16 protein-coding genes and 2 pseudogenes are annotated in these 20,805 nt (G+C 63.4%); 3 read left to right on the top strand and 15 right to left on the bottom strand.

Going from position 1 to position 20,805, the window contains the following annotated elements; translation table 11 throughout:
- Positions 1-93: 93 nt before the first annotated feature.
- The 9 genes from AK36_RS19040 to cyoA all read right to left on the bottom strand — a co-directional run bounded on the left by AK36_RS19040 (position 94) and on the right by cyoA (position 10,721).
- Positions 94-1,716 (bottom strand): ABC transporter ATP-binding protein, encoded by a 1,623-nt coding sequence (locus AK36_RS19040; RefSeq protein WP_011885183.1) that lies wholly within the window; start codon positions 1,714-1,716, stop codon positions 94-96.
- Positions 1,713-2,810, bottom strand: coding sequence for an ABC transporter permease (locus AK36_RS19035; protein ID WP_011885184.1), 1,098 nt, complete (start codon positions 2,808-2,810; stop codon positions 1,713-1,715). The genes AK36_RS19040 and AK36_RS19035 overlap by 4 nt, the downstream gene beginning before the upstream one ends.
- Positions 2,811-2,885: 75 nt before the next feature.
- The gene (locus tag AK36_RS19030; RefSeq protein ID WP_011885185.1) at positions 2,886-3,929 is read right to left on the bottom strand and encodes a microcin C ABC transporter permease YejB; all 1,044 of its coding nucleotides are present in this window, start codon (positions 3,927-3,929) and stop codon (positions 2,886-2,888) included.
- A gap of 52 nt (positions 3,930-3,981) precedes the next feature.
- Positions 3,982-5,865, bottom strand: a complete 1,884-nt coding sequence (locus tag AK36_RS19025; protein ID WP_011885186.1) for an extracellular solute-binding protein — start codon at positions 5,863-5,865, stop codon at positions 3,982-3,984.
- 334 nt (positions 5,866-6,199) lie between these two features.
- Positions 6,200-6,556, bottom strand: coding sequence for a hypothetical protein (locus AK36_RS19020; protein ID WP_011885187.1), 357 nt, complete (start codon positions 6,554-6,556; stop codon positions 6,200-6,202).
- Positions 6,557-6,885: 329 nt separating this feature from the next.
- A complete protein-coding gene (cyoD, locus tag AK36_RS19015) occupies positions 6,886-7,218 on the bottom strand; it encodes a cytochrome o ubiquinol oxidase subunit IV (RefSeq protein ID WP_011885188.1) in 333 nt (110 codons plus the stop codon).
- Positions 7,219-7,827, bottom strand: coding sequence for a cytochrome o ubiquinol oxidase subunit III (gene cyoC, locus AK36_RS19010; protein WP_011885189.1), 609 nt, complete (start codon positions 7,825-7,827; stop codon positions 7,219-7,221).
- Positions 7,827-9,830 carry a cytochrome o ubiquinol oxidase subunit I gene (gene cyoB / locus AK36_RS19005; RefSeq protein WP_011885190.1) on the bottom strand — a complete coding sequence of 668 codons (2,004 nt, stop codon included), beginning with the start codon at positions 9,828-9,830 and terminating at the stop codon, positions 7,827-7,829. Before cyoB ends, cyoC begins: the two co-directional genes overlap by 1 nt.
- A gap of 3 nt (positions 9,831-9,833) precedes the next feature.
- A complete protein-coding gene (gene cyoA, locus AK36_RS19000; RefSeq protein WP_011885191.1) occupies positions 9,834-10,721 on the bottom strand; it encodes a ubiquinol oxidase subunit II in 888 nt (295 codons plus the stop codon).
- A 34-nt stretch (positions 10,722-10,755) separates the two neighbouring features.
- Here cyoA and AK36_RS31410 point away from each other — a divergent pair, with 34 nt between their 5' ends.
- A complete protein-coding gene (locus AK36_RS31410) occupies positions 10,756-10,965 on the top strand; it encodes a hypothetical protein (protein WP_080484203.1) in 210 nt (69 codons plus the stop codon).
- A gap of 31 nt (positions 10,966-10,996) precedes the next feature.
- Here AK36_RS31410 and AK36_RS18995 read toward each other — a convergent pair whose 3' ends face one another.
- A complete protein-coding gene (locus AK36_RS18995) occupies positions 10,997-12,526 on the bottom strand; it encodes a complex I subunit 4 family protein (RefSeq protein ID WP_014723252.1) in 1,530 nt (509 codons plus the stop codon).
- 426 nt (positions 12,527-12,952) lie between these two features.
- The gene (locus AK36_RS18990) at positions 12,953-14,326 is read right to left on the bottom strand and encodes a glycosyltransferase family protein (protein ID WP_045578968.1); all 1,374 of its coding nucleotides are present in this window, start codon (positions 14,324-14,326) and stop codon (positions 12,953-12,955) included.
- 225 nt (positions 14,327-14,551) lie between these two features.
- Between AK36_RS18990 and AK36_RS18985 the strand changes: the two are divergent.
- Positions 14,552-15,652: pseudogene (locus AK36_RS18985) on the top strand (IS256 family transposase); the annotation flags it as partial.
- Between the two features lie 7 nt (positions 15,653-15,659).
- Here the strand turns inward: AK36_RS18985 and AK36_RS31405 are convergent.
- Complete coding sequence (locus AK36_RS31405) at positions 15,660-16,895, bottom strand: IS110 family RNA-guided transposase (RefSeq protein ID WP_059606722.1); 1,236 nt, start codon at positions 16,893-16,895, stop codon at positions 15,660-15,662.
- A gap of 235 nt (positions 16,896-17,130) precedes the next feature.
- On the opposite strand from AK36_RS31405, the pseudogene AK36_RS18965 reads away from it, so the two are divergent.
- Positions 17,131-17,352: pseudogene (locus tag AK36_RS18965) on the top strand (transposase); the annotation flags it as partial.
- Between the two features lie 171 nt (positions 17,353-17,523).
- Here AK36_RS18965 and AK36_RS31395 read toward each other — a convergent pair.
- The 3 genes from AK36_RS31395 to AK36_RS18955 are packed head-to-tail and all read right to left on the bottom strand — an operon-like array spanning position 17,524 to position 20,786.
- Complete coding sequence (locus AK36_RS31395) at positions 17,524-17,811, bottom strand: PAAR domain-containing protein (RefSeq protein WP_072465597.1); 288 nt, start codon at positions 17,809-17,811, stop codon at positions 17,524-17,526.
- 12 nt (positions 17,812-17,823) lie between these two features.
- Complete coding sequence (locus AK36_RS33725) at positions 17,824-18,861, bottom strand: T6SS immunity protein Tli4 family protein (RefSeq protein WP_232356122.1); 1,038 nt, start codon at positions 18,859-18,861, stop codon at positions 17,824-17,826.
- Positions 18,855-20,786, bottom strand: a complete 1,932-nt coding sequence (locus tag AK36_RS18955; RefSeq protein ID WP_045578967.1) for an esterase/lipase family protein — start codon at positions 20,784-20,786, stop codon at positions 18,855-18,857. The genes AK36_RS33725 and AK36_RS18955 overlap by 7 nt, the downstream gene beginning before the upstream one ends.
- Positions 20,787-20,805 lie beyond the last annotated feature (19 nt).

The following is a 20,805-nucleotide window of genomic DNA, read 5'->3' as shown; positions in this document are numbered from 1 at the left end:
CGGAAAATTTCGGTCGATACTAGCCAGCGCGTAATCGTTTGTCAAAACAAATTAAAAAATACAATCGAGATGGTTGGACCATTGGACCCGCTATCATGCTTTCCAGACGGCTTTCAACAGCTTTTGTGTGTAAGGATGTGACGGTCTCGTGAAGATATCCGCCACGTCGCCGGACTCGACGACCGCCCCGCCCTGCATCACCGCGACGCGGTGCGCCATCGCGCCGATCACCTCCAGATCGTGGCTGATGAATACATAGCCCAGGTTGTATTTCTGTTGCAAATTCGCGAGCAGCTTCAGCACCTGCTGCTGGATCGACACGTCGAGCGCGGAAGTCGGCTCGTCGAGGATCAGGATGCGCGGCTCCAGCACGAGCGCGCGTGCGATCGCGATCCGCTGCCGCTGGCCGCCGGAGAACTCGTGCGGATAGCGATGCAGCACCGTGCGGTCGAGGCCGACTTCGCGCAGCACCGTCAGCGACTTCGCGCGGCGCGCGTCCGCGCTCAGTTCCGGGCGATGCAACTCGAGCCCCTCCCCGACGATCCGCTCGATCGTCTGACGCGGCGACAGCGAACTGAATGGATCCTGAAAGACGACCTGCATGTTCGAGCGCAGCGCGGTCTGTTCGCGGCCGCGATAGGTCGACAGCGCGCGCCCCTGGAACTCGATCTCGCCGGCCACCGTCCGTTGCAGCCCGAGCAGCGCCATCGCGAGCGTCGACTTTCCGGAGCCGGATTCGCCGACGATCCCGAGCGTCTCGCCCTGCCGCACCGACACGGACACGTCATCCACCGCCGTCACCGGCAGCGTCCCGAACCAGCCGGCCAGCCCCGGCCGCTTGCGCGCGAATTGCACGCTGACGTGGCGCGCGTCGAGCACGACCGGCGCGATCGGCAGCACCGGCGCGACCGTGCGCTGCGGCCGGCTGTTCAGCAGCCGCTGCGTATACGGATGCTCGGGCTGCGCGAAGATCCGCTCCACCGGCCCGCTCTCGACCAGCCTGCCGTGCTCCATCACGGCGACCCGCTCGGCGAAGCGCCGCACGAGGTTCAGATCGTGCGTGATCAGCAGGATCGCCATCCCGCGCTTTTCCGCCTCGTCGCGCTGCAGTTCGAGCAGCAGGTCGACGATCTGCGCGCGGATCGTCACGTCGAGCGCGGTGGTCGGCTCGTCGGCCAGCAGCAGGCGCGGCCGGCAGGCGAGCGCCATCGCGATCATCGCGCGCTGCCGCTGGCCGCCCGACAGCTCGTGCGGGTAGCTGTCGACGCGCTTCTCGGGCTCCGCGATGCCGGTGCGGGCGAGCAGCGCAATCGTGCGCTTGCGCGCTTCGCCGGCCGTCACGCCGTCGTGCAGCACGATCGTCTCGGCGATCTGCGCGCCGACCGTGTACAGCGGATTGAGCGCCGTCATCGGCTCCTGGAAGATCATCGCGATGTCCGAGCCGCGCAGCCCGCGCATCTCGCGCTCGCTCTTGCCGGCGAGATCCTGCCCGGCGAAGCGGATGGTGCCGCTCACGTCCGCATCCCGCAGCAGCCGCAGGATCGACAGCGCGGTCACGCTCTTGCCCGAGCCCGACTCGCCGACCAGCGCGACGCGCTCGCCGCGACCGATAGCGAGCGTCACGTCCTCGACGGCCACCGTGTCGCCGAAGCGAACGTGCAGATGCTCGAGCGACAGCAGCGGTTCGCCCGGCTGCGAGGCGTCGATGGCGCTCATCGCTGGCCTCCTGCGGCGCGCACCGAGTCGGCGATCCGCGTGTCGAGCGCATTGCGCAGTGCGTCGCCCATGAAGGTCAGCAACAGCAGCGTCGCGACCAGCACGCCGAACGTCGACAGCGAGATCCACCACGCGTCGAGATTGGCCTTGCCCTGCGCGAGCAGTTCGCCGAGGCTCGGCGTCGGCGGCGGCACGCCGAGGCCGAGGAAATCGAGGCTCGTGAGCGCGAGGATCGCGCCGCTCATCCGGAACGGCAGAAACGTGATCACCGGCGTCATGCTGTTCGGCAGTACGTGGCGCCAGATGATCTGCCAGTTCGTGAGGCCCATCGCGCGGGCCGCGCGCACGTAGTCCTGCGTGCGGTTGCGCAGGAATTCGGCGCGCACGTAGTCGGCGAGGCCGATCCAGCCGAACAGCGACAGCAGCACGATCAGCAGCAGGAAGCTCGGCTCGAAGATCGACGCGAAGATGATCAGCAGATACAGCTCCGGCAACGAGCTCCAGATTTCGATCAGACGCTGCCCGACGATGTCGATGCGGCCGCCGAAGAAGCCCTGCACCGCGCCCGCGGCGATGCCGAGCAGCGTGCCGATGGCGGTGAGGATCAGCGCGAACTCGACCGACACGCGAAACCCGTACACGAGGCGCGCGAGCAGATCGCGGCCCTGCGCGTCGGTGCCGAGCCAGTTCGCGCGCGACGGCGGCGCGGGGTTCGGCACGTTCGAGAAGTAGTTCAGCGTGTCGTAGTAATAGCGGTTCGGCGGGTAGATCGCGAAGTTGCCCGGCGCTTCGAGGCGCTTGCGCACGTACGGATCGAGATAATCGGCCGGCGTCGGGAAGTCGCCGCCGAAGGTCGTCTCCGGATACGCATGGAACATCGGGAAATAGGTGTGCCCGTCATAGCGCACGACGAGCGGCTTGTCGTTGGACCACAGCGGCGCCGCGAGGCTCGCGGCGAATGCGACGACGAAGATCACGAAGCTCCAGTAGCCGAGCCGTTGCTGGCGGAAGCGCTGCCACACACGCCGCGCGGGCGACGGCGACACGCGCGCCCGCGCGGCGTCGATGCGGGACGACGCGATGGCCCGGCTCATCGCGCACCTCGCCCGGCGCGCGCGGGCAGGCGTAGAGGCGCGCCGGCGATCGGCGTGCGAACGGACGGTTTCATGTCAGCGCTCCAGGTTTTCGAATTGAATGCGCGGGTCGACCCACACGTAGCAGAGGTCGGAGACGAGCTTGGTCGCGAGCCCGATCAGCGTGAACAGGTACAGCGTGCCGAGCACGACCGGATAGTCGCGCCGCACGACCGATTCGTACGACAGCAGCCCGAGGCCGTCGAGCGAGAACAGCGTCTCGATCAGCAGGCTGCCGGTGAAGAACGCGCCGATGAAGGCGGCCGGAAAGCCGACGATCAGCGGCAGCATCGCGTTGCGGAACACGTGCTTCCACAGCACCGTGCGCTCGGTGAGCCCCTTCGCGCGCGCCGTGAGCACGTACTGCTTGCGGATCTCGTCGAGGAACGCGTTCTTCGTGAGCATCGTGATGACCGCGAAGCTGCCGACGACCGATGCGGTGATCGGCAGCGCGATGTGCCACAGATAGTCGAGCACCTTGCCGAGCAGCGACAGCTGCGAGAAGTTGTCCGACGTGAGGCCGCGCAGCGGAAACAGCTGCCAGAACGAGCCGCCGCCGAACAGCACGAGCAGCAGCACGCCGAGCACGAAGCCGGGAATCGCATAGCCGACCAGCACGACGAGGCTCGTTGCGACGTCGAACGGCGAGCCGTTGCGCACGGCCTTCGCGATGCCGAGCGGCACCGAGATCAGATACGTGAGGAAGAAGGTCCACAGCCCGATGCTGATCGATACCGGCAGCTTCTGCACGATCAGCGACCAGACGCTCTGGTGGCGGAAGTAGCTGTCGCCGAGATCGAAGCGCGCGAAGCGCTTGAGCATCAGCCAGTAGCGTTCGAGCGGCGGCTTGTCGAAGCCGTACAGCGCCTTGAGCTGCGCGAGCTGCTGCGCGTCGACGCCGGTATGCGCGCGCATGCCGAACGGCACCGCGCCCTCGCCCGTGGCGCCCTTGCGCAATTCCTGCACGGCCTGTTCGACCGGGCCGCCCGGCACGAACTGGATCACGGCGAAGGTGAGCGTGAGCACGCCGACGAGCGTCGGAATCATCAGCAGCAGACGTTTGAGGATGTAGCTCCACATAGGGCGGCGACTCGTGATCGATAGGCTGGGTTGAACGAACGGCAGGCAGGCTTCAGTGGTCGGGCTTCGCCCACCACGTCGACACGACCCAGCCCTCGGCGGAATAGTACAGCGGCAGCGTCTGCGGGTAGCCGAGCGAGCGCTTGTACGCGATGCGGTGGGTGGTGCTGTACCACTGCGGCACCGCGTAATAGCCGTGCATCAGCACGCGGTCGAGCGCGTGAGTCGCGTCGAGCAGCTCGTCGCGTGTCTGCGCGGTGCCGAGCGCATGCAGCAATGCGTCGACGGCCGGCGACTTCAGCCCGATCAGGTTGTCGGAGCCCGGTTCGTCGGCGAACTTGCTCGCGTAGCGCGAATACTGTTCGGCGCCCGGCACCTGCACGCCGGGCAGGCGCACCGTCGTCATGTCGTAATCGAACGCGTCGAGCCGCTTTTGCAGCAGCGCGTAGTCGGCCGTGCGAAAGCGTGCGTCGATGCCGAGCTTCGCGAGGTTGCGCTGATACGCGGTCACGATGCCTTCCATCGCGGCACCCGAATCGTCGAGGATCTCGAACCTGAACGGCTCGCCCTGCGCATTGCGCAGCGCGCCGTCGCGATAGGTCCAGCCGGCTTGCGCGAGGAGCGTGCGCGCCTTCAGCAGATTCGCGCGCAGCGAACCGGGCGGGTTGGTGCTCGGCTGCGTGACCATCGGGCCGAACACGGCCGGGTCGAGCTGCGCGCGCAGCGGCTCGAGCAGCTTCAGCTCGCCCGCGCCCGGCGTGCCGGTCGCCTGCAGGTCGGTGTCGGCAAAATAGCTGTCGAGCCGCGTGTATGCGCCGTAGAACAACTGGCGGTTCAGCCATTCGAAGTCGAACGCGAGGTCGAGCGCCTCACGCACGCGCACGTCGCGAAACAGCGGCCGGCGCAGGTTCATGAAGAAGCCCTGCATCCCCGCGCCGTTGTGCTGGCGGAATTCGCGCTTGACGAGCTCGCCGCTGTCGAAGCGCTTGCCGACGTCGCGGCGCGCCCAGTTGCGTGCGATGTATTCGACGAGCACGTCGTACTCGCCGGCCTTGAAGGCCTCCAGCCGCGCGACGCCGTCGCCGTACAGCTTGTAGACGATGTGCTCGAAGTTGTTGGTGCCGACCCGCACCGGCAGGTCGGCGCCCCAGTACGCGGGATTGCGCCGGTACGTGATCGTGCGGCCGTTGTCGTAGCGCTCGATCAGATACGGGCCGCTGCCGATCGGCTGCTCGAACGCGAGCTGGTCGAACGGGATGCGCGAACCGTCGGCGCGCAAGCCCCACTTGCGGGAGAACACCGGCACGCCGCCGGCGATCAGCGGCAACTCGCGATTCGCGCTGCGAAACTCGAAGCGCACGGTCGCGCGATCGACCACGACCGCCTTCGTGATCTCGGCGAAATACGCGGCGAATTGCGGCGCGGCCTGCTTGCTCTTCAGCGTGTCGAACGAGAACTTGACGTCGTCGGCTGTGACCGCATCGCCGTTCGAGAAGCGCGCGCGCGGGTTCAGGTGGAACGTGACCGAGCGGCGATCGGCGGCGATGTCGATGTCGTCGGCGAGCAGCCCGTACGCGGACGACGGCTCGTCCATGCTGCCGGTCGCGAGGCTTTCGAACAGCATGTCGATGCCGGGCGCCGAATTGCCGCGCATCGTGAACGGATTGAACTTGTCGAACGACGTCAGCCGGTTCGGGTTCGCGAGCACGAGCGTGCCGCCCTTCGGCGCGTCGGCGTTCACATAGTCGAAGTGCTTGAAGCCCGGCGGATATTTCGGCTCGCCATACTGTGCGATCGCATAGGCGGCGTGCGCGGCGGTCGCGGCCAGCACCGCCTGTATTGCCCATACGGCCGCGCTGCGGCCGGCCGTGCGCAGCACGTGCGCGACGCCGCAGCGGATGGACGCGGCGGCAGCGTGGCGCGAACCCTTCGTCATAGAGGCCCTGTCGGTCGATTGAGGGATGGAACGGGGTCGATTCTACCCATTCAAGTCGACATCAAGCCAGATGGCGGCCTGCGTGCGGCGTAGCGACGCTTGGCTGGAACTGCGCGCACGTCCGCACGGGCAAAGAAAAACCGCCCGTGGGCGGGTGTGCCGATGGGCGGTTCGCCGGGTGGGCGGGCGTGTCGTTGGAGCGCTTGGGGCGCGCAGCCGCGCGGCCATTGGGAGCGCGACGTTCGGGTGCTTGGGTGCCCGGCCAGTCGGTGCTCCGGTGCTCGGACGCCCGACCTGCTCGCGCCGCTCGAGCGACTCGGCGCACCTCAACCAATCACCGCCAGCCGTTGTGGCGCCCGTTGTCCCAGTGCCCATGCCCGCGATCCCAGCCGCGGCCATGATGGCGATACCACTCGTCGCGGCCCCAGTAGCGGCGGCCATCCCAGTAACGGTCGCCATGCCAGCCGATCACGATGGCCGGCGCGGGCGCATAGACGGGCGCCGGTGCGTAGACCGGTGCCGGCTGGTAGACGACTGGCGGCGGAGGCGGCGCGTACACCGGCGCCGGCGCGACGTAGACGGGAGCCGGCACGCCGACGTTGATACCGACGTTGACTCCCGCCATTGCTGCGCCCGACACGAGCAAGGCCGTCATACCGGTCAAGAGCGAGGCAACACGCAAAGTCTTCATGGATCCTCTTCGAGTCGTGTGATGTGTGATTCGACTATAGCGACAAGCCGCCTCACCGCATATTTCCACTTTGTAAGAACTGATTCGCGGCATCGCAGCCGCACATGCGAGCTAACGTCTCGTAACAATTGACGCCAGTATTTGCGCCGGCCGGCTGGCCCGCATACGCGAGCCCCTACTCCCCGGCGGGCCTGGACAACGCGAAGCGCCGCCTCGCCGCCGAGTTCCGCGCGAACTGCACGCGCCGAACGAAAAAAGGCGGCACTCGCGTGCCGCCCTTCCTTACATGAGATGCGCGCCGCAGCAGATCCGCTGCGGCGCGCCGTCGCTCAACGCGACATCATGTTCATGCTGACGTTGTGCATCACCCACAACGTGCCGACGATCAGGATCGCCGCGGTCAGCACCGTATAGCTGAACGCCATCACGTTCCAGCGCTGGCCCGACGAGCCGTTCATGTGCAGGAAGTACACGAGGTGCACGACGATCTGCACGAACGCGAGCGCGGCCAGCGCGATCAGCGACGCATGCGGCGACAGCACGCCGCCCAACACGAGGCCGAACGACGCGGCCGTCAGCAGCACCGACAGGATGAAACCGGCGAAATAGCCGCCAACGCTGCCGTGCCCTTCTTCCATTTGAGACGAATGCGAATGAGCCATTTAGATCACGCTCGCGAGATAGACAAAGGAAAACACGCAGATCCAGACGATGTCCAGGAAGTGCCAGAAGAGGCTCAGGCACGTCAGGCGCCGCAGATCGCGATCGGTCAGATCGCCGCCGCGCAGCACGATCTGTCCGGCCAGCACGATCATCCACAACAGGCCGGCGGTTACGTGCAGCCCGTGCGTGCCGACCAGCGTGAAGAACGCCGACAGGAACGCGCTACGCTGCGGGCCCGCGCCGTCCGCGATCAGGTGCGAGAACTCGCGCAGCTCCATCGCGAGAAACGCGGCGCCGAGCACGAACGTGACCGCGAGCCACCCGAGCAGCGCACCGCGCCGCTGCTTGTAGCCGGCCAGCATCGCGAAGCCGTACGTGATGCTCGACAGCAGCAGCGCGGCGGTTTCCACCGCGACGCCCGGGATGTCGAACAGGTCCTTCGCGGTCGGACCGCCCGCGGTCTGGTTGCCCAGCACCGCGAAGGTCGCGAACAGCGCCGCGAAGATAACGCAGTCCGTCATCAGGTACAGCCAGAAGCCGAACACCGAGTGCGACGGCGGATGGTCGTCGTGCTCGAGCAAGGTTGCGCTCAAGGTTTTCTGCAGCATCAGTTGGCCTCCAGTTCCACGTCGACACGCGTCGACACGCGCGCCGCCGGTTGCTTCTCTTCGATCTTGCGCACCTTCGATGCCGGGATGTAGTAGCCGTCGTTATTGCGCGAGCTGTAGATCACCAGCGTCGCGACGATCCCGATCAGCCCGCCGATCGCCATCCACCAGATGTGCCACACCAGCGCGAAACCGAGCACCAGGCTGAAGATCGCGATCACCAGGCCCGCGCAGGTATTCGACGGCATGTGGATGTCGCGGATCGCTGCCGGGTTCGGCCGGGCGTCGCCGCGCGCCTTCATGTCGGCATACGCGTCGAGCGTGCGCACCTGCGGAAGCACCGCGAAGTTGTAGTCGGCCGGCGGCGACGAGGTCGCCCATTCCAGCGTACGGCCGCCCCACGGGTCGCCCGTCGTGTCGCGATAGGCCGGCAGGTTGCGGTTGCGGATACTGACGACGAGCTGCAGCAGCTGGCACGCGATGCCGATCGCGATCAGCACGGCGCCGAACGCGGCGACCAGCAGCCACGGATGCCATGCCGGGTTGTCGTAGTGGTTCAGACGACGCGTCATGCCCATGAAGCCGAGCACGTACAGCGGCACGAACGCGACGTAGAAGCCGATCTGCCAGAACCAGAACGCCGCCTTGCCGAGCTTCTCGTTCAGCTTGAAGCCGAACGCCTTCGGGAACCAGTAGTTGAAGCCCGCGAGATAGCCGAACACCACGCCGCCGATGATCACGTTATGGAAGTGCGCGATCAGGAACAGGCTGTTGTGCAGCACGAAGTCGGCGCCCGGGATCGCCATCATCACACCGGTCATCCCGCCGAGCGTGAACGTCACCATGAAGCCGATCGTCCACAGCACCGGCGTCGTGAATTCGATCCGGCCGCGATACATCGTGAACAGCCAGTTGAACACCTTCACGCCGGTCGGGATCGCGATGATCATCGTCATGATCCCGAAGAACGCGTTCACGTTCGCACCGGAACCCATCGTGAAGAAGTGATGCAGCCACACGAGGAACGACAGCACCATGATCGCGCACGACGCGTAGACCATCGTCTTGTAGCCGAACAGCGGCTTCTTCGAGAACGTCGCGATGACTTCCGAGAAGATGCCGAACGCGGGCAGGATCAGGATGTACACCTCCGGATGGCCCCACGCCCAGATCAGGTTCAGGTACAGCATCGCGTTGCCGCCGGCTTCGTTCGTGAAGAAGTGCATGCCGAGGTAACGGTCGAGGCCGAGCAGCGCGAGCGTCGCGGTCAGGATCGGGAACGACGCCATGATCAGCACGTTGGTGCAGAGCGCCGTCCACGTGAACACCGGCATCTTCATCAGCGACATGCCCGGTGCGCGCATCTTCAGGATCGTCACGAAGAAGTTCACGCCGGTCAGCAGCGTGCCGACGCCCGAGATCTGCAGCGCCCACAGGTAGTAGTCGACCCCTACCCCCGGACTGAACTGCAGCTCCGACAACGGCGGATACGCGAGCCAGCCCGTCTGCGCGAATTCGCCGATCACGAGCGACACGTTGATCAGGATCGCGCTGACCGCCGTCATCCAGAACGACAGCGAGTTGATGAACGGGAACGCGACGTCGCGCGCGCCGATCTGCAGCGGCACGATCAGGTTCATCAGACCGACCATGAACACCATCGCCATGAAGAAGATCATGATCACGCCGTGGGCGGTGAAGACCTGGTCATAGTGATGCGGCGGCAGGTAGCCGGGCGAGTTGTACGCGAGCGCGAGCTGCAGGCGCATCATGATCGCGTCGGCGAAGCCGCGCAGCAGCATGATCAGCGCGACGATGATGTACATCACGCCGAGTCGCTTGTGGTCGACCGTCGTCAACCATTCCGTCCACAGCCACTTCCAGCGGCCGGTGATCGTGAGGCCGGCGAGAATGCCCAGCACGACGAGCCCCATGAAGCCGCCGGCTCCCATGATGATGGGCTGATCGAACGGGATCGCCGATAGTGTGAGTTTGCCGAACATGCGTTACCCCTTCGTGCCGCAGGCGGCGTCCTTCAGGTCGAGGACGTGGCCATCGTTGTATTTCGCGATGATGTTGTGGAACAGCTTCGGATCGACCGACGAGAAGTAGCGCACCGGCGCCTTCTCGCTCGGCTGCGCGACCGTGCCGTACACGGTGGCGTCGAGCCGGTCGGGCGAAGCCTTCACCTTCTGCACCCACGCGTCGAACTGCTCGCGCGGCTCGGCGAGCGTGCGGAACTTCATGTCGGAGAAGCCGCGGCCGCTGAAGTTGGCCGACGTGCCCGCGTAGTCGCCGGCTTCGTCGGCGATCAGATGCAGGCGCGTCTGCATGCCGGCCATCGCGTACACCTGGCCGCCGAGCTGCGGGATGAAGAACGAATTCATCACCGAGTCCGACGTGATGCGGAAGTTCACCGGCGTGCCGACCGGAATCGCCAGCTGGTTCACCGACGCGATGCCGAGCTCCGGATAGATGAACAGCCACTTCCAGTCGAGCGCGACGACTTCGACGTCGATCGGCTTGACCGCCGATTCGAGCGGCTTGTAAGGATCGAGCTCGTGCGTGGTCTTCCACGTGAGCACGCCGAGGAACAGGATGATCAGCGTCGGGACCGTCCAGATCACGACTTCGATCGCGGTCGAGTGCGACCAGTGCGGCGCATAGGTCGCGTTGCGGTTCGACGCGCGATAACGCCACGCGAAGTACAGCGTGAGCAGGATCACCGGCACGACGACGATCAGCATCGCCCATGTCGACGTCGCGATCAGCGCCTTTTCGGCAGCGCCGACGCTTCCTTTCGGATTAAGTACGTCAAAATTACAGCCTGACAGGCTCAGTGCCGCGCCGATTGACATCAGCGCCGCCCAGCCTCTTGAAGCTCTTCTTTTCATCACACAGCCCGAGAGTCATTGAAACCGTTTGCGTATGCCCGATGCGCATTCGATCCACGAAAGTGGCCGCATCATACGTCGCCCGGACGCAAGCAAAAACCTTGATGTACGACAAATCATCATTGCAAAATCCGATGTGAGACACATTGTCGCGGGGCAATTTCACGCAGCCGGCCGCGTGCCGGAAGCCGGCGCGACAAGCGCCGCGCCACTGGATGTGCGCGCAACCATCGCATTCGTCTGACGAGGCGGCCGCTGCGCGCGGCCTCCTCCGGTCAGCCGTGCGCGGCGGCCATGTAGGCGGGTCGTGCCGGCGCGGCGTCGTCGCCGGCAGGCAGCTTCGAATGGCTCGCGTCTTCGATCAGCCGCCCGACCGTCGGGTCGATCGCGTCGGTAAACGGCTTCGGATCGACGCCGACCATCAGCACGATCAGCGCGAGCGACGCGAACAGCACGACCTCGCGCCGGCCGAGGTCGGCGAGCTTCGCGATGCGCGGGCTCGCGACCTTGCCGAAGATCACGCGCTTGACCATCCACAGCGTGTACGACGCGCTGAGGATCAGCGTCAGCGCCGCGATCGCGCCGATCCAGAAGTTCATGCGGATCGCGCCCATGATGACCATGAACTCGCCGACGAAGCCCGAGGTGCCCGGCAGGCCGATGTTCGCCATCGCGAACAGCATCGAGAAGGTCGCGAAGCGCGGCATCACGCCGGCCACGCCGCCGTACGCGGCGATCTCGCGCTGCTTCGTGCGATCGACCAGCACGCTCACGCACAGCAGCATCGCGCCCGCGACGAAGCCGTACGACACCAGCTGCACGATCGCGCCTTCGACGCCGATGCGGTTGAACAGGAACAGCCCGAGCGTGACGATGCCCATGTGCGCGACCGTCGAATACGCGAGCAGCTTGCCGAGATCGGTCTGCGCCAGCGCGATCAGGCTTGCGTAGACGATCGCGAACAGCGACAGCGCGATCACGGCCGGCGCGAAGAAGTGGCTCGCGTCCGGCGTGATCGGCAGCGCGAAGCGCAGGAAGCCGTAGCCGCCGAGCTTGAGCATCGCGAGCATCAGCGCGGCGCCGGTCGGGCCGTCCTTGTAGACGTCGCTCAGCCACGTGTGAACCGGCCACATCGGCACCTTGACCGCGAACGCGGCGAAGAAGCCGAGGAACACGAGCAGCTGCGGCGTGAAGCCGAGCTGCAGCGTGCGCCATGCGTTCATGTCGAACGTATGCGACTTCGCCGACAGGTACAGCATCGCCATCAGCAGCAACAGCGAACCGGCGAACGACATGAAGAAGAACTTCACCGCGGCGTAGACGCGACGCTCGCTGCCCCACGTGCCGATCAGCAGATACAGCGGGATCAGCGTCGCTTCGAAGAAGATGAAGAACAGCAGCCCGTCCTGCGCGACGAACACGCCGACCATCAGCCCGGAGAGGATCAGGAACGACGCGTAATACTGCGCGACGCGCACCGTGACGGACTCCCACGAGGCGATCACGACGACGGGCGTCGTGAACGCCGTCAACACGACGAGCCACAGCGACGCACCGTCGATGCCCACGCGCCAGCCGGCGTGGAAAGCGGCCAGCCAGTCGCGCGATTCGGTGAACTGCATCGCGGCCGAATGCGCGTCGAAACCGGCGACGAGCGGCACGACCGCGGCCAGGCCGGCAAGGGCGCCGACGAGCGCGATCACTCTGATGCGATGTACGCGATCGTCGGAACCGGCGCGCAGCAAACACGCGCCGAACAGGATCGGAGCCCAGATCGCCAGGCTCAGAAAGGGGAACTCATGCATGTCAACAGGCCCTGGGTGGGTCGCGCGCTGCATCGGGAACAGACGCGACGAAGGAACGAAATCAAATCGATAGATAGATTTCGTGGATCGACAATGTTGGCAAAATGTAAAGCGGAATCAGAACAAAGATTGATGCCGCTCAAGCGCTATCGGGTTAACCAGCATAAGGCGATTAATTATTTTTTGCAGCGCAACAGAACATGAAATTCCGTTCGCCCGATAGAGCGCTGATTTTTATGCGTAATTTTTCGTATTGAACGGGCACCTGGCGTGCCGGAGGGCGCGCGCCGCCGCATTTTTTTCCGGAAGCATGCTGCTGTGCATGCAACGACGAGCCGCAGCGCGCGAGGTCGGAGCGCCGCTCGATCCTTACAGGCACCCTTTCGTTTTGGCTTCAACGCGCGGCATCGGCGGCCGCGCGTCGTGTCAGCGCTCGCGGCTCAGCCGATCCCACACTCGCATCGACACCGCGCGATAGTGATTGTGCTGCGCGGGGAAATGGACGAAGCGGCTGTCGCGCGTCGCATAGACCGGCGACGAGGCGAGCGACGTCGCATCGACGATGTAGCGCGCATCGATCATGCCGGCCGCCAGCAGTTCGGCGTAGATCGCCTGCTGGTCGCCGCCGCTCGCGTATACCGACGAGCGGTCGTCGAAGCTCTCGATGCGGGCGCATATGCGGCCGACCAGTTCATGCATCGGCGCGACGTTGCGCACGCCGATCATGCAGGAGTTGATCGCCCAGGCCGTGTGATCGGTGCCGATCACGAAATCGCGGCCGTCGATCACGCCGTCGACCGGCTGACGCTGGTCGATCGCGAGGATGTCGGCATCGACCCAGAACACGAAGTCGTGCTGCGGCAGGTGTTCGCGAATCAGATGCAGCTTGGCCCAGTTCGCGTCGACGCCGGGCGGCAGGAACGACGGCGGCTCGCGATAGGCGTGGTACGCGTAGCCGTGTCGCGTGCAATAGCGAACGAAGTTCTCTTCGTGCAGATCGCCGTAGCCGGCGATGTGCGACGTATGCAAGCTCACGAATGCAATGCGCGCCTGCGGATTCAGATGCCGCACCGGCTCGCGCGTGCGCTGTTGCGCGGCGCGCCAGTCGGCCATCGCGTGCGGCTGTTCGCCATGCAGCACGCGCGCCGCATCGTCGACGAGCGCGAGCACGTAGCGGAAGTCGTAGTCGGGCGTCGGCGCCCATACGCCGTCGATCTGCCGCCATTCGGGCGCCTGATGCGCGACGAGCGGACGCGCGCTCACGACCACGTCGATTGCATGGCCGTCGCGCCACACGGTCTGGGCCGATGCGTAATGGCGGTTCGACAGCGGCTGATCGAACGGCAACGGCGGGAAGTGTTCGGCGAGCAGCGTCGCTTCGCATTCGTTCTGCCGCTCGGGCAGATGCATCGCCCACTTGCCGAGTTCGACCGTAAGACGCCGCAAGCGCTCGCGAACGTCGGGGACGTTGCGGAAGATCATGCCGCTGGGCGCGGGTAATGGCGACGTCGGCGTCTGGGTGGTGACGATCGCGTCGTAGCCGTCGGCGATCTCCGGCAGTGCGTGCCGGGCCAGTACGACGGAGAATGGGTCGAGCACGAGAAGCAATGCCTGCGGCTCCATCGCCGCGAGCTGCGCGATGATCGCGTGGTATTTGTGAAGCACTTGTTGACGCTCGCCGTAGATGTGCGCGCTGTCGACGACCGCGTGGCGGTAGCCGTGGCTGTGCGCGTAATCGGCGTGGTTGGCGACGAGCCCTTCGACGGGGCGATGCGAAAGAAGCGTGAGGACGGAATGCATGCGGGGCGGGACTCCGGCTGAGGGGCGCGAGGCTATATCGCTATTTAGCGCGGGAGCTTGGGGGAAGTCGAGGGGGATTGGGGGGCGACGTGACAACCAAAAGAAAAAGCCCCGCAAGTCCGAGAACTTACGGGGCTTTGTCACCGCTTTTGGCGGAGACGGAGGCCGCGGACCTATCCGTGATTTCGTGGGCGGGGCATATCATGAGGTGTAAAAGTCATGGATATGCCAATGAAGAAGAAAAGGCAAACTGTAGCGCGTCAGGCAGCGGCCCGCGGGCCGCTGCCTGAACTGCCCAAGGAACTGCTGGACCAGTTGGTCAAGGGGCCGATGACGCCGGCCGAGGTTCAGGACCTGATGCTGGCGTTCAACAAGGCAGTCATCGAGCGCGCGATGGGCGCCGAGATGAATCTGCATTTGGGCTACCGACCAGGCCAGTCCAAGCCGCCCGGTCAGGCCAACGAGCGCAACGGCGCCAGCGGCAAGACGGTCATCACCGATCGTGGCCCGGTTCGGGTCGAAGTCCCCCGCGATCGCGACGGCAGCTTCGAGCCGATCCTGATTCCCAAGCACGAGCGCCGCTTCACCGGCTTCGACGAACGCATCATCGCGATGTACGCCCGCGGCATGAGCGTGCGCGAGATTCAGGCCTTTCTGGCTGAGAGCTACGGCACCGAGGTGTCTCCCGACTTCATCAGTTCGGTCACCGACGAGGTGATGGCCGAGGCGCTGAGCTGGCAAAGCCGCCGGCTCGAAACGATGTATCCAGTGGTGTTCTTCGATGCGCTGCGCGTCAAGATCCGCGACGACGGCGTGGTCAGCAACAAGGCCGTCTATCTGGCCTTGGGCATTCAGGCCGACGGCCAGCGCGACGTGCTGGGCCTCTGGATCGAGCAGACCGAGGGCGCCAAGTTCTGGCTCAAGGTGTTCAACGAACTCAAGACGCGTGGCTGTCAGGACATCCTGATCGCCGTCGTCGATGGCCTGAAGGGGCGGGCCGAGGCCATCAGCGCAGCCTATCCCCGCACGACCGTTCAGACCTGCATCGTGCATCTGATCCGCAACAGTCTCGAGTACGCCAGCTACAAGGACCGTAAGGCGCTCGCCGCAGCGCTGCGCCCGATCTACGCGGCCGCCAGCGAGGAGGCGGCAAGGCAGGCACTGCAAGACTTCGCTGACGGCCCTTGGGGCGCGAAGTACCCGACCATCGTGCAGTCGTGGCAGCGTGCATGGGAGCACGTCATACCGTTCTTCGTGTTTCCGCCGGAGATTCGACGAGTTGTCTACACAACGGATGAAATGCACAAGTCCCGCACCGCGCTTCGCTCGTTCGCTATGTTCGCGCCTGCGGCCACCGTATCGGCGCGCTGTCTGATTTGGGGCGCGACTGTTTCCACCGGTTAAACAGTCTCTGATAGGTTCGCTCAGACTGCTCGGCCACGGCTCGCTCTTGCTGACGCACACTCTTCAGACTGTAGGCCGCAGCCGAACCTTTGCGCGGGCCATGCTGCGCCGGCATTCCAGCCTGCAGTTCCAGCGCACGCAGTTTGTGCGCAGTCAACGCCGGGCGATCCCACGCGAACGGTTCACCGCGTGTCAGCACATACCATACGATTACTGCGAGTTTGCGAGCAGTCGCGACGGCGGCAATTTGCTGGCCGCGGCGATCGCGCACGCGCAGGAAGAAGGCGCGCAGCGGCCCGGGCGCTTGCGTTGCACCCCAAGCGGCTTCGACCAGCATCGCCCGAGCATAAGAGCGCCCGCGCTTGGTGATGTGACCATGCCTGGCCGGTGCCGGACCGGATTGATAGACTGATGGATTGAGACCGAAGTAGCTCACCAACTTCTCCGGATTCGGAAACCGCGCGATGTCGCCGATGGCCGATAGCAGTCCGATCGCCACTGTGGTGTTCACGCCAGTGATCGTTAGCATCACGCGCAATCGCGCATCGTCGATGGTCGCTTGCGCGAGCGCTTGCTCCACCTCGCGCAGATCGTCGCCGAGGCGGTCCAGTTCGCGCAGTCGCTGCTCAACACCCAGTCGTTCATCCAGTGGCAGCGGTTGAACACCGAGCCACGCACGCCCCTTCTTGCCAAAAAGATCGGTGGCGGGACACCGCTCGATCAGGTGTGCAATCAGGACTGCGTGAATCTCGTTCTTCAGCCGTGTACGTTGCCGCACCAGCTGTGAGCGGCGCGCGATCTGTCGACGCAACGCCAGCGTGTGCTCGTCCGGCATCCATACTTCCGGCAGAAAACCGCTCGCATACAGCTGTGCCAGCACGGCTGCATCGATCTTGTCCGTCTTGACGCGAGCCTCCGCGATCAGCCTAACTTGCAGCGGATTGGCAATCGCCACACGCGCGACATGCGCGCGCAAGACGTTGACGATGGCAGTGGTATTGCCGGTCGCTTCGAGTACCACATGATCGGTGGCACGCAGCTTTGCCGCAAAGCGCTCCAGTTCATCGCGTCGCAACCCGGTGCGGCCGCCTGCATGCAGCGTGCCATCCTCCAGGTACGCGATCTCGGCCACGGAGCGCGACACATCTAACCCTACGATTCGCATAACCGTCTCCCGTTTCAGATCACTGTTGGGAGCCGGTGGGACAGCACGACAACTACGGATTCGCGCTCGCAGCGCAACCGGGCGGGTCGCAGGGGCGGCCAACTACTAACACGAGCTCGCGGCTCATCGTATAGGAACGGCCTGCCCACCCGAAGTGCTCCCCAGTGCCCCATGTCCCGGATGGTCACACCATACGCTCAAACCGCTCGGCGCGGGAACGCGAGGCACCGGCTATATCATGCCGGTTACGAACGCCATTGAAAGTCTGAACATGCAGTTGCGCAAGATCATCAAGACTCGTGGTCACTTCCCGAATGACGAGGCCGCGATCAAGCTGCTCTGGCTGGCGCTGCGCAACGTGCTGGCCAAGACCGTGCGGGCCGCCTTCGACTGGAAATCAGCGATGAACCAGTTTGCTATCCTGTTTGGCGAGCGATTCACGCAGGCGCGCGGATAACGCGCTGTTCAACCGCCTCGCCCACAAAAATGCGGACAGGTTCCATCGGTGCACGATGCGTTACATAGCCCCGTTCAGTATGCCGGTCGAAGCACACCCCGACATGCTCACTGCCAGCATCAACAATACAACCCAACTCATCATGTTTCGGACCATCCCATTCTCCTTTGTTCAGACATCGATATACGACACCGACTGGGACGCTACAAGTTTCGGCGGCGGCGAGCACTGACAGATACAAAGATCGTCGCTCAATGCCGCCTCGCGCCCATCCGGCCCGGTGCTCGAAATCCTGGGACCGGTGCATTGAATCTTGCCGATGGTTTTGCAGACGGGACACCAGACCGGATCAAGTTCGCGCGACTGTTCACTGCCCGCGATCTGATCAGTGCTATCCCCGGCCTGGACAACTCCGCCAACCGTTGTCTTGTCACCCTTCACGATGTCGTATCGCTTCATTCGGCCCTCCACTCACACGGCACCTGGACGCAGCCGCAGACTGTTTAGCAACGTGTCCCACGTTTGCAGCGCCCCCGCCTCATCTACCGGCGATGTTGCCTCTTCCGGCTTCAAGTCGGGACTGCTCGCGCCAAGCAACATCTGAATTGCCGTATGTGGTTTCGCCAGCGTGCTTTCATCGCCCGGAGCAAGAAGATAAAAACGGTATGACGTAATATCGCCCTCCTTCAACTCGAACAACACTTCCTCTGCATCCATCCCCGCAACCGTGCGCTTGCCTTGCCGCAAGATTCGATAATGGCCGGGCAATCGATCCATCTGCGCGCGCAATTGCGGCAACGTCTTGGTCAACGGCTCTTTCTGATCCGTGTCCACCGCGTCACGCATCACAATCACCAACAACGCCGGCCGGCCTGGCATCAATGCGAACGACTGGCTAACTTCCTCAGTATAGGTTGACGAACCGGTGACGATTCCACCGTCGAAACAGAATCCCGATTCCGCAGGCACCGCCCAGTTATCGCGAGCCTTGATACGACGAATCGTGTCATTATAAATATCTTCCACCCTACCAATTGCAGACGACCCAATTCCACCAGTCGTATGAAAAAGCGTGCCCTTATCGTAGACGAATCCCTCGGTATTAAACGGCAACACAACTCCCTCAGTCGCAGCATCCTGGTACACGAACACCCGCGAATCTTTGACCGGAGAAAATGCCTTTTCAAGCCATGGATGATTCGTTTCTTTATTTTTATTTCCAGGGTCTATGCGTCGCTTATCGCGCAACTCCCTCTCCCGCGCCTCAACCCTAGTTTGATAATTTGCAAGCGAAACATTGTACGTGGTCTGCAACTTCTCGCCACGAAACTCATATCGCTGATTCGAAATTTCGCTCATCGCTGGCCGGTTGAACACGAAACGACCGATACACCACGGACGCGGTTTGGACAGCAAGGGATTAGTCATCGTCGGTTCCCCGGAAAACACAATCGAACAGGCGCACGCACCCGCCACAAACAACAGAAATTTCAGGAATCGTTTCAGCATGATGGCACCTGTGCATCCTGCGCGATCTGCACGATGCTGTAGAGCAACGCCCATCGAGTCCACGGATGGTTAAAGCTCCCCTGGTGATCGTAGCCGCCCTGCACAAACGCCATCTGTACGCCTTGTGCCGGATCACCCTCTACGCCCGGTCTCAACCCGCGCGCCTGCGCGTCGGCCGACCAGGCAGGCACCGTAGCATCACCGGCAATGATCCCGTTCTTATCCGGATCGGGGACAGTTGCCTCAGCGGGCAACTTCGCAACCTTCTGCACCTCAAAATCGATGGTCGCGTTGCGCGAATCCAAATACACCCGTACGTTTCCTCTATGCGAATCATCCGCACGCATGAACCGTGCGGCGCACAATTCCTCCTCCGTAACGCCCGCCGGGACATTCCCCTTCCAAATCACCTTGCCAAAGGTTAGCAACTTTTCGAGCGGCAAACCTTTTTCGATGCTCGGCTTATCCTTACCTCCATCCTCCGATTTTTTATGCAACTCCCCAATACCATTGTATGCCGCATATGTTCTCGCATGATAAAGGTTTGTTATTTGATTATGCTTCGCGACAACATCCTTGATGGTTTCATAAAAATTATCCAAAACTGTTTTCCCCTGCCCAATTTTATCGAGCCTCTTTTTTACGATTCCTGCCGGGTCCAACAAGGACGGATCGGGCACCAAGCCATACCATTTTGAATTCGTATAGATTTCTTTGTATGCACCACCACTCTTAGGAAACTCCATGACCACCTCACCATTGAGTCGCGCGAACACCCACCATGGCTTACCATTGATGTAGTCCGGCATGGGTGTCAGTTCGAATGGTCCAGGCGCGTTCGCCATCACAGCCACAAACTCGTCCGCATCACGACCAACCAGGCTGCCATTAATAAAGCTGTTCATCCCGCCTTCATTACCACCGCCGGTCCTGAATCGTTTGACCGCAACAGGCGCGCCAGTCGCCGGCTGCACGTTGTGAAACACTCCGTGCATCAAATCTTCCGCGCCATGCATTGCAATCGCCATCCGCGCGACCAATCCCCCCATAGAGTGAGTCAAGATGATCGCCTTACCACTATGGTTCTCTGCGATGATTTCCTTGATTCCCATCAGGCGCGTTATTTTCTTCGTCTTCGGGTCTTGGTAATCGGATCCTTCAACCACCTGCTTTCCCGAGTCCGCGTTCGACTGCAACCAGTTGTAGCCGATTGCATACACGCGATACCGGAACTTCGAGAAATGCTCGAATTCCGCAGAGTTCAGAGTAATCTTCCCTCCCTTCCCGAGCGCACCGTATTCGGCGGGATCGGTATCGATCACGGGCTTGAGCGTCCATTTCTCGCCGTCGGGGTCTGGCGTGACCCACGGCCCGTGCGGTTCACCCAAAAGCTTTGGCTGATTCAGCGTTTCTTCGAGCCACGCCAGTACCGGGTGATAGCTCGTGCGGTGAATCGAGCCCCACCCGCGCCGTCTCGCTTCTTTTTCGTCGACTAACTGCTCAGGAACATCGTTCCTGCCATGCTTGCCGACATTGATCGGCCCGAGCGGCGTCACCGCCGCCCTAGTCGGATCGAACTGCCTTTCCCGCGCCGATGCGCCCGTGAACCACAGGCCAAGCAGCGCCGGAAGCGCACCCAAGTTACCGAGCATGCCGTCCGTGTTTGGTGCGAAGAACAGTTCATTGCCATTTTCGTTATCCGTCAGCAATGATCCCATTACGCCCGGCAGAAAGATCACGGGAATAATGGGCCGTACGTCACACAACAGTTCCTTCTGCCGCGTATCGCTCGCAGGAGTGAGCGTGAATGTTCCATACGACGACCCGTCTGGGGCGGTCCGCCCCATCTGCCGCACAACCTCTTGCTCAGCATCGTCGCTGAACGGCGAGTCGCCCCCTTGATTACCTGCGTGACTGTCGCTCATAGAATTTTCTGGATCAGTA

The organism is Burkholderia vietnamiensis LMG 10929 (genome assembly GCF_000959445.1).
Taxonomy (GTDB): Bacteria; Pseudomonadota; Gammaproteobacteria; order Burkholderiales; family Burkholderiaceae; genus Burkholderia; species Burkholderia vietnamiensis.
Note: the sequence above shows the minus strand (reverse complement) of the source record. Positions and strands in the feature narration are given on the sequence as shown.